Origin of the sequence: Lactobacillus kefiranofaciens, assembly GCF_900103655.1 — a bacterium.
In the GTDB taxonomy this organism is placed as follows: domain Bacteria; phylum Bacillota; class Bacilli; order Lactobacillales; family Lactobacillaceae; genus Lactobacillus; species Lactobacillus kefiranofaciens.
On sequence record NZ_FMXC01000051.1, the window covers coordinates 1 to 10,562 of the forward strand.

General features: G+C 33.4%; 9 protein-coding genes. 1 reads left to right on the forward strand and 8 read right to left on the reverse strand.

The window, feature by feature from the left end; all coding sequences use genetic code 11:
* Window positions 1-359: 359 nt before the first annotated feature.
* The 5 genes from BLP58_RS10830 to dhaK form a co-directional block, all read right to left on the reverse strand.
* A complete protein-coding gene (locus BLP58_RS10830; protein ID WP_193363919.1) occupies window positions 360-740 on the reverse strand; it encodes a transposase in 381 nt (126 codons plus the stop codon).
* Between the two features lie 362 nt (window positions 741-1,102).
* Complete coding sequence (locus BLP58_RS10835) at window positions 1,103-1,813, reverse strand: MIP/aquaporin family protein (RefSeq protein WP_013437299.1); 711 nt, start codon at window positions 1,811-1,813, stop codon at window positions 1,103-1,105.
* Between the two features lie 17 nt (window positions 1,814-1,830).
* Window positions 1,831-2,202 (reverse strand): dihydroxyacetone kinase phosphoryl donor subunit DhaM, encoded by a 372-nt coding sequence (dhaM, locus tag BLP58_RS10840; RefSeq protein WP_013855374.1) that lies wholly within the window; start codon window positions 2,200-2,202, stop codon window positions 1,831-1,833.
* Window positions 2,199-2,783, reverse strand: a complete 585-nt coding sequence (dhaL, locus tag BLP58_RS10845) for a dihydroxyacetone kinase subunit DhaL (RefSeq protein WP_013855373.1) — start codon at window positions 2,781-2,783, stop codon at window positions 2,199-2,201. The genes dhaM and dhaL overlap by 4 nt, the downstream gene beginning before the upstream one ends.
* A 15-nt stretch (window positions 2,784-2,798) precedes the next feature.
* Window positions 2,799-3,794, reverse strand: coding sequence for a dihydroxyacetone kinase subunit DhaK (gene dhaK / locus BLP58_RS10850; protein ID WP_013437296.1), 996 nt, complete (start codon window positions 3,792-3,794; stop codon window positions 2,799-2,801).
* Window positions 3,795-3,932: 138 nt separating this feature from the next.
* Between dhaK and BLP58_RS10855 the strand changes: the two genes are divergently transcribed.
* Window positions 3,933-4,877 carry a DNA/RNA non-specific endonuclease gene (locus BLP58_RS10855; RefSeq protein ID WP_013855372.1) on the forward strand — a complete coding sequence of 315 codons (945 nt, stop codon included), beginning with the start codon at window positions 3,933-3,935 and terminating at the stop codon, window positions 4,875-4,877.
* A 394-nt stretch (window positions 4,878-5,271) separates the two neighbouring features.
* Here the strand turns inward: BLP58_RS10855 and BLP58_RS10860 are convergent, their stop codons facing one another.
* Genes BLP58_RS10860 through BLP58_RS10870 form a run of 3 tightly spaced genes read right to left on the reverse strand, consistent with a single transcriptional unit; the run spans window position 5,272 to window position 10,399 of the window.
* The gene (locus BLP58_RS10860) at window positions 5,272-6,852 is read right to left on the reverse strand and encodes an Eco57I restriction-modification methylase domain-containing protein (protein WP_013855371.1); all 1,581 of its coding nucleotides are present in this window, start codon (window positions 6,850-6,852) and stop codon (window positions 5,272-5,274) included.
* Between the two features lie 15 nt (window positions 6,853-6,867).
* Complete coding sequence (locus tag BLP58_RS10865; RefSeq protein WP_025084297.1) at window positions 6,868-9,819, reverse strand: Eco57I restriction-modification methylase domain-containing protein; 2,952 nt, start codon at window positions 9,817-9,819, stop codon at window positions 6,868-6,870.
* The gene (locus tag BLP58_RS10870; protein WP_247870238.1) at window positions 9,812-10,399 is read right to left on the reverse strand and encodes a hypothetical protein; all 588 of its coding nucleotides are present in this window, start codon (window positions 10,397-10,399) and stop codon (window positions 9,812-9,814) included. Before BLP58_RS10870 ends, BLP58_RS10865 begins: the two co-directional genes overlap by 8 nt.
* Window positions 10,400-10,562: the final 163 nt, after the last annotated feature.

Genomic DNA, 10,562 nt, shown 5'->3' on the forward strand with positions numbered 1-10,562 from the left:
AGCTATAGTCACGTTCATTGACTATAGCTACTAATCATCTTAATTTATTAAACTTCTTATATTGTATTTTTTACATCTAATGTTAAAATAGATGCATAAAGAAGTTAAAGATCGCTTGTTGATTAGGTCTAGTAATCAATGAGTTTGACCTCAGAGGTGTATGTCAGTACATCTTTGAGGCTTTTTTATTGCTCTCTTGTATTAAGTTGTTGTCTTAATTATATGATAAAGATACTTATAAAGAAACCGAACACTGCAAATTTATGATAAATAAAATTTGCATACATGTATTTTTATTATACTATTGTTCAAGCTATAGCTATTTGTTATACTAGTAGTACATCAGGAAAGACATAAATTTATATAGAAAAGAAATTAAGCAATTGTACAGCCGCAGGTCGTTCATTCATATGAGCTTTGGGTTGGAAGATGCAATCCTGGTAGGTATTGTTTAATAGATCATACATGGCATTAACATGAATCTGACAAAAAGGTTGTGGCACCTGTTTAGTAACCTTATTCTTAGAATTGGGATTCCAAAGCTGATTGAAATCAGAACCATCAATGGCAAAAAGCCGATACTTATGATCTAACAGCTGAATATGAATCAACTGATTATTAAAGCATTGCAAAATATGGGCAAAACATTGAGGCGATAGTTTACTCTTTTGTTGGACATAAGCAGATGCGGTCATTAGTTGATTATCATCGTCAAAGGCATCATCCAGCTCTTTTTCCAAACTGTTGCCCTGCATATTAAGAGTTAGCTTGATTAAAGTAAATGCGTCCAGCTTGCGTTTCCTGGTAAAAGCAGATTTTGAATCAATAAAATCATGAATATGATCTGCAGTTTCTTTGATTATCGTATCAAGGCGTTAAAAAATATTGGTGTGCAGGTTTTTCATAATAATACGACCTTTCTTAAAAACGTATTTGAAAGACCGAAACATATAAAAGAGTAAGTGAGAAGGGAACAGTCCTTCTCACTTTTTATTTTAGGAACAAAAAGAACCGAATCAAAATGATTCGGCTCATAAAGTTAAACGTTAGTCAATGTCTTAACTTAATGACATTGGAGTGACTTAGGATGTTCTTATATAAATTATTTGATTAACAAATATTGTAAAGCACCAGCTAGGATACCGCCTACAAGTGGGCCAAACATCGGCACCCAAGCATAACTCCAATTTGCATCTGACTTATTAGGAATTGGTAAGACTGTATAAGCAAACCTTGGAGACCAATCACGAGCTGGATTTAAAGCAAAACCAGTAGTCCCACCTAGGGCTTGACCAACAACCATGATTAAAAGTCCTACTGCAATTGGTTTTAAGCCTTTATCAAAGTCACCTAAATTAAGTAAAGTGAAAACAAAGAAGAAAGTGGCAATAGTTTCACTTAAAAAGTTGAACAGATTATTCTTAATTGCAGGGCCAGTAGCAAAAATACCTACATTATTTCCTTCCTCTGCTGTTTTAGTTTCTTTAAAGTGAGGATAGAATTGAATAGCTACCAATACAGCACCTACAAAAGCACCCAAGAATTGACCTAGCAAATAAGGCAATACTTCATGCCATGGGAAAAAGCCAAAGCAAGCGAAGCCAATAGTTACCGCAGGATTTAAATGCCCTTGTGAACCTAAGTTAGCCGCTGCATAAACACCAAAAGTTACAGCCATACCCCACGCAAGTGAAACATACAACCAATTTGAACCCTTCGCATAAGATTTTTTTAGATTGATTGCTGCTCCACAACCAGTACCAAAAACAATCAAAATCATCGTTCCAAAAAATTCACCAATAAATCCTGACATAAGAGAACCTCTTTCTATTAATTCTTAATTGTGAGGGGTTTGAGTTGTTTTTCAATATCATTTAAATTTACGCCAGCTTGAATTAATGAAGCCGCAGTATAAGCACCCTCAATGAAAGCAGTATCATAAATATGTATTTTTTTATCAGACATTTCTATAGCCATTTCAAGATTCATCTTTGCACTACCTAAATCATAAAATGCTAAAATTTCATCGGCAGAATTATCATCAAAAGCTTTAATAATCTTTTGCATACTAGTACCGATTCGTCCATCATCGGTACCACCGGCGGTAGTAATGGGAACATCTTTAGCTACCTGATTTAATAACTTAGGTAATCCGTTTGCAATATCAGAAACATGTGATACTAAGGTAATACCTAAACTCATAGTAAGCCCTCCGTTTCAAGTAAAGCTTCAAATAAGTAACCACTTGATTGTGAACCAGGATCGACATGTCCTTTTGACCGCTCACCTAAGTATGAAGCACGACCTTTTCTCGCAATCATATCTTTCGTTGCAGCAACAGCTTCAGTAATTCTATTTTCAGTCAAGGTACCATTTTTAACATCTGGAACCAAAGCATTCCAAACATCTACCATAGTTTTGTCACCAGGTTTAGCTCCACCACGCATTTCAATACCAGCCAATGCTGCATCAAGTAACTCACCAATGTCATTAGTAGTAGTACTCTTTTTCGCCATTTCTAAAAAGGCTGTACCATAAAGTGGACCTGAAGCACCACCAACAGTTGAAATCAAAGCCATAGCAATTATCTTAAAACCACTAGTAACATCAGCAGGTTTAGTTGCTAATTTTTCTTCAACAGCTTTCATTCCACGATCCATGTTAAAGCCATGATCGCCATCACCAATTGGTGTATCCAGATCACTTAAAAACTGTTTATTGGTTTCAACTTTTTCAGCAAATTTACTCATCCAAGTCGTTAAGGTATCAACGGTTAATGTCATTTTTTAGTTCTCCTTTTACCAAGCAATTGTCTTAACTGGATAATTTAAGTAATCAAGCCATTTAGCATCTTTTATTTCAAATAAAGTAAGAGAAATGCCAGCCATATCAATTGAGGTCATGTAATTACCGATCTTCATAAAACTTGGTTTAATATTAAATTCTTGCAATTTGTTTAGTACATCATTTGCAAAAATATATTGCTCCATTAATGGGGTGGCACCCATACCATTTACTAAGCAGGCATACTTCTTATTACCATCAAGATGCATTTCATTATTAAGTTTACCAACCAGCTCTTCAACTAATTCCTTTGAAGGCTTAATTTTTTCACGACGATAACCCGGTTCGCTGTGAATTCCAACCCCATATTCAATTTCATCATCTTTGAGGACAAAACCTGGCTTGCCCACTTCTGGATTAGTAGCTGCAGATAAAGCTACGGCAATAGTCTTAATATTTGGCAAAACTTTATGAGCTAAAGCATCAATTTCATCAAGAGATGCTCCTTGTTGAGCAACAGCGCCAAGAATCTTATGCATAAAAATAGTACCAGCAACGCCACGACGACCTTGCGTATATAAACTGTTTTCTACTGCGATATCATCATCAACAACAATTGATTTAACAGGTATATTGTCCATACTTGCTAAATCCTTAGCCATATCAAAGTTCATAACATCACCGGAGTAATTCTTAACTACTAAGAAGACTCCTTGACCTTGATTTACTGCTTTAATAGCAGCATAAATCTGATCTGGTGTAGGTGAAGTAAAAACTTGTCCACAAACAGCAGCACTAAGCATCCCTTCACCAACATAACCAGCATGTGTTGGTTCATGGCCTGAACCACCACCACTAACAATTCCAACTTTACCTTTCATAGAATCCTTATCACTGCGAACAACAGCTTCAGTTCCTTCAATTTTCTCAATGTATTGTGGATAGGCTCTCGTCATTCCGTTAACCATTTCTGGAACAACATCATGAGGATCATTGATTATTTTCTTCATAAAGAATCCTTCTTTCTAGGTCTTGTAATGAAAATGCTTACATTCGAGTTATAACATAACTGAATAATTGAGTCAATGTCATTAAGTTAAGACATTGAGTATAATAAAAGCGATAGTTTAAGATTTAGGGAGAACATAATGAATAAACATAGATTTACACATCTGCTTACCGCCATATTAGCGTCAGCAAGTATGTTTGCGGTTGGTGCCAATGTAAAACCTACTCAATCTACCGTCCAAGCAGTAAGCGTAAAGAGCTTACACACGCTTAATTATTCCGGCAAGGATATTGTCACTGTCAATGGCAATAAACCATCATTTAGCAAAGCAGCAAAGTCAAAGAAACATGGTCCTTGGCAAAAGTATAGCAACCTTGATTATTTGAATCGTGCACATGCTGCTAACGCATTGCTTAACACGAAGTTGATGCCACATACAGAACGTGAACCATTATTCGTAGATCCGACCGGTTGGCACAATAAAAGAATTTCAGACGGCTGGCTATACAACCGTTGTCACCTTATTGGCTACCAATTAACTGGTCAAAACAACAACTTAAAGAATCTTATTACTGGTACTCGTCAACTTAACGATCCAGATATGCTTAAGTATGAAGACAAAGTTGCTGATTACATTAAATCCAGTGGTAAGCACTACATTCGTTATCGTGTAACTCCTATTTGGCGTGGTAATGAGTTGCTTGCTCGCGGTGTTCAAATGGAAGCTCAATCTATTGGAGATAATTCCGTTCACTTCAACGTATTTATTTTTAACGTTCAACCAGGCGTTAAACTTAACTATAAAACAGGTACAAGCCGCGTAACTGGCGCTACTTCTACTAAGAAATACAAGAAGCGTACGGTCTCACATAAAACTAAACGTGCTAAAAAAGCTCGTACTCGTTTAATTCATCATAAAAAAGGCACAGTTTCTACAGCTAAGCAACGTGTAGTTGGTAATAAGCGCAGTAAGATTTACCACGTCATGAGTGGAAAAAACTATCATATCAGTAGTTCAAATGCTGTATACTTCCCATCAGAAGCTGCTGCTAGAGCTGCAGGATATCGTAAATCATTGAGATAATAACTAAAAAGATCAGGCTGCACCTGATCTTTTTGTGTGCATTCTTTTAGTTTGTACAAAATCATAAATAATTAAAAGTAATAGGGATAGCCTTCCTCAATGGGCGAGTCTATCTTGCGACGGTCGGACCTGGGACCTGGGACCTGCAAGCAGTTCCTCCTTCCGTCTCAGATAGCCAGCCCAAAGTTCCAGGTTATCCCTATTACTTTAACTAGACCACTCAGCTATCATTAAAATGATAATTTTAACGATAGCACACAAATATGCACTATTTCAGCATTCAAATTGCAGCATAATATTCTCTTGTGAATTTTAAACCGTATAGAAAAAAGAAGCCCGTTAAATCAGGCTTCTTTTCATAATTAATTGAGAATTTCACAAGTAGACCAATAGATTAATTATTGATTCGAAACTGATGTAATTTTCTAAGTATTTTTCGATACTGCTGATCATCAAATTGAAAATCCACTTTTTCTTTCAAAACCTCATCACAAAATTTAGAGATCTTTTGTGGATCACTTGTTTTTATCAAATCATTTAATATCTTTACTTCTTTATTTAAATCAATACTTTGATAATAGTTTACTGCAGGTAACCTAAATTGTGATGAATCACCTGGTAAGATTTCCAAAGCACCGCCACCATATGATCTTCCTGCTAATTCTACATACACTAAAGAAAGAGAAGAATAAAAAGCTATAAGTAATAAATTAATATTAACTTTATCTAGAATACTTACACGATGGAAGGTGTCTGTACTAACCGCATTTACTTTATTAATTACTAACTTTGGTAAATTACCTATTCTTCTTAATAAGAAAGCTTGCGGTACCCAAATACTAGGTATTTGATACCATATATTTCTAATTCTTAATTTGTAAGCTGTATTTACGTGATTATGCTCGGCCTCTGAAATATAGTTCCTCAATTTGATTGGCAAGGATATATAATCCTTATTATTTAAGTCCAATAACCATACTTTCTGTCCTTTTTCAGCATTCTCAATTAATTTTTCTTTATTATAAAACAAACCATTTACACTTACACTACGTCCTAAAAGTGGTCTAACAAAATCCTTAGCATCTATATTTAACACTTGCTCCTGAGTCAGAGAAAAAAATGGATTGGCTCCTGTCGTAATTCCTACTTCGACATTAGCTAAATTATTAAACAATTCCCAATCCTTCTTATGACTATAAAGAAATTCCCTTTCTCTTCTTGGCAAGACTAGATCTGACCATTTTTCAGAGTTTTCAGGCAATGGTTCTGTCGAAATCTTATTTAAATCAGGTAAATCATGAATATCATCTACAACAATATGCTTAAATTTAGGTTCTCCCCTACCTTTAATTCCTAATAAGAGAATAAAACGTTGTTCAGTTTCCGGAAAGACTGCATTTCTGAAACTTATTATATTTAACTCTTTAAGATTACGTAGCATAAATTGTCGTAGATCTTTAGCATATGTAACCTGTAATAAATCGGATGGTATAACTAATCCTATTCTTCCTCCTTCTTTAAGCATACTTATAGCGGCAACAACAAAAGCTACCCAAGCATTAATCAAACGATTGGAACGCATTGAATTATCTACTAAGATTTCCGATTGAATTGTACGTTGTCGGTCAGTTAAATATTGATAACGGATATATGGTGGGTTGGATAATACTGCATCATATTCTTGAATTTTATGATCATCAAACCATTTAAAAAAATCTGTGACATACACTTTTACCTGAGGAATATTTATATTCTTATTTATCTTTTCAGCTTCACTATCCTGATATTCTATTGCATCAATATTTATATCTGAATTATCAATTGGTTTAAGCAAAGCGCCATCTCCAGCCGCTGGCTCAAGTACTTGTTTAGGATTATTTTCTTTTACATATTTCCACAAATATTCAGCAATTGGATATGGAGTATAATATCCACCTCTTAATTTTCTTGCTGTTTGTGTTTCTTTCTCCTTCAATTCCTTCACCAATTTCTATAATTTCAGTTTTTGATCTGCTAGTTCATCAAACAATTTATTAACTGACTGCACCAAAATACTTTGAAACTTACCATTAGATTCATTAATTTGCTTTGTAAGTTTAACAATCTTTTTATAAGTTTCTACTTCTTTTTTATTTTGTTTATCGATGGTTAAAAATGGTATAACTTTCATTACATTAGTACCATGCGTCCAATAACCATGTCTAAAACTAGTTGAAACCATCTTAAACATTCGATTTACACGCTCATAATTTAACCAAGCTTCTATATATTCTAAAGCATATTCATCATTCTTTTGAAAGATAGGTATATATCCTGCAGTACCACCACTTGCTAACAATAAATGCTTATGATCAATAGCAGCAGAGGGTTTATTTGCCATAACACCAACAATTAATTTGCTTTTATCCCAGCCAGTTAATCCTTGATCTCGTCCGAATACATACCATTGACCTCCTGATGGTAAATTTACATTTCTCTTAGATGGGACCAGAACTTGCTTGAAAGCTTCAAAATATTTTAATGCGTAGGGAAACTTGGCTTCCATTTCTTGAAAACTATAAATTTTTCCATCTTCTGTGTACGGAAAAATTAACCAACTATCCATCTTTGGTTGGTTATAGTACGTACCTTTTTTAGCAATATTTTTAAAGAAGGGTCTACAAATATCTTTTTCGATTATCCATTCCTTCCCCTTGTTCTTAAATCTCAAGTATCGTTCGTTAGTATCGTCCAGAACTTTCTTTAATGGGATAAGGTAAATATCATTTTTACTTGTTTGTATTCCATTATGTGTATCAGTAAGATCACTAATACGTGGGTAGTCTTTCATAGCTCTAAACATAGATAAACTAGCTTTATCATCAGTTAATAACCAACTATTTGTCGGAGACTTAATTTCCGTATAAGTATATGAATTAAATTTTGGATTATTTGCTTCGCTTGTATTATTAACTTCACAGTAATCAATTTTATTTTGAGATTTCCTAACTATATCAATTATTGATACATAAATATCTTTTCCCCTAAATAACTGATTAGCTCCAAAATCAATAAATGCAGAAATATGACCGTTAAGGATTTCTCTTAGTTTTAGACCGGAATCAATCATAGGGAATTTATTAGGTACAATATAGGTCCCATTACCATCGTCTTTTAATATGTTAAGCATCTGTTCAATAAACAAATAACTTTTATCATACTGCTTATATGCAGAATGAAATTTATGATTATATATTTCTAATTCCATTTCTGAATTCTGCTTCATTTCAGATGTGCTTAAGTATGGAGGATTACCTATAACGATATCAAATTTTTGTTTAAATCCATTAGATGGATTAATAATTGCTAATTCATTTGAAAGATTAGGAGAACTTGTCCATTTTTCATTAGTAGCAATAATATCTGCTACATCTTCCTCAGTTACTAATGAATTGCCATTAATTATATGTTTGTCCATAGATGGTATCAAAGGCATTTCATTTTTAAATCTTTCTGGTCGTTCACCTTTTAATAAACGCAAGCCTAACGAGAATTTAGTAATTTGAACTGCATGCTTATCAATATCCATACCATACAGCACATTGGATATAATCTTCTTTTTAATATCTAAAGGTGCTTCTGTACTACTGGTCAATTTTGTAAAGCCCTTTAATTCCATTACTTTATCAACTAATAAATCATAAACAGTAACCAAGAAGACACCGGATCCTACAGCAATATCTGCTATTTTTAATTCTAATAGATCCTCAATAGATTTAATATTGCTTAACTTAGTAGATAATGCTCGCTTAGCAATAATATGTGTTAACTCGATTGGTGTTGATACAACAGATTTGATAGATGATTGTCTGGTTTTTACTAACTCTACCTTTCCATCATTAACTGTCAGTTCTTCTTGTAAAAACTGTTCATATATCTTTCCTAAGATTGCCAAATTAATAATTGCAAAATTGTACGAACTATATGGATAATATAGATCCCTACAAATAATATTAATAGTCTCTTTACTTAATAAATAAGAAATATTACTATCTTCAAAAATTCCTGAATTATATTTCTTGTCCAGTGCCTTTAATTTTTTAGAAAAATCATCTCCAGAGAATATATATTCCAATTCATTACGACCTTTTGGTCTCTCTATTTGATTATCTTCTGCAAAACGTAAAAATATAATTTGGTTTAAAAAGGTTTGCACATCACTATTTAATCGATCAAAATTCTTCTGTTTATTATAAATTTCAGGTTTATGATCAATTAAGTCCTGACCAACTAAAACTCTCCAACCATCTAATTCCTGTAAAAAAACACTATCTAGCTGTGTTTTCGTAGCCGATTTAGGGGTGATCTTATCTATAAACTTATCAGTCTCTCTCTCATAGACTAATTCATTAGATAATATCTGCCATAATTCATCAAAATGATCTACATAATCCTTATAATCCCAACTTTTCCATGGTTTAAACGGGTGATCAGGATTAGGTTTCTCATACGTTTGAAAGATCTGTAATGTTTCAAAATTTGTCAATATTCCTAATTTATTATTAGCAGACCAACCATACTGCAAAATCTGCGTACTTGTTTTCTCATTATTATGAATATCTACACTCGGTTTCTTGGCCTCTACACAGTAATAAATAATCCCGTTTCTCCGTAACTCATAATCTGGTCGGCTATGAATAAAAGTCTCCTCATCTTTATTACGTGATAAGGGATCTTCTGTTACAACATCAGCTTCTGACAAAGATTTACCTGCCTTATTCTGAATATCCCATCCAAATATTTCCAAAAAAGGATCAATATATTCTCGCCTAGCCTCTGATTCGTTATAATTCTTTTTCTTATCAATCAAATCAGTCCTATTAATAACATATTTATCTACTAAATCTTCTAAGGCTCTCTTTACTTCTTGTTTATCTAACCTTTTCATAAATACTTTAATCAAACTTCCTAGTAATCCGCTGCCACAATGATGCATTCTTAATCTTATCAACTTTATCCTGCAGCTCAGAACTCTTCTCAGCACTATCTAACAACTTTTCCTGACTATCTTTAAGCTGTTTTGTTTGTTCTAAAATTCTAGCCTGCAACTGTTGTTGCTGATTATTCAATTGTAACTGCTTATCGTTAAACTCTTTAAAATCATCCGCATACTTCTCAATCCTCAAATTAAGTCTTCGAACTTCTTCATCTTTCTTTGAATTAATTTGATTTAAATCTTCATTATCCTTTTCAAGCCTTTTATTACGTACTCTTAGCTCTTCTATCTTTTGAAGCAAATCTTCATTTTCTTCAATTTTCTTTGAAGATTCTTCCTTTGCTCTTGATTGCAATACACCAACAATTTTCTCTACATTGCCATCTGCAATCACAAATTTATTACCTTGTTTAGTAACTTTAATCTTTTGACGTTTAATTTCATCTCTAATTCTTTGTTTTTCTTTAACCAAATCATCGGAAGAAACTCCCATCAATTCAGCAATTTCACGTACTGTCTTACCCATAAGCAATTTCTCTTTCTTCATTTTCTTCAAAGAAATTCAAATTAATTCAAAGATATTCGAATTAGCTTCAATAGCAATAAGAACCACATTCGCACCACCAAATAAAAAATAAACTTGAAAAAACAAGCAAAGTAACCCAAACTCAATTGAGCCAGAAGGAGTTCAGAGGAGAGTTAACGCCCTG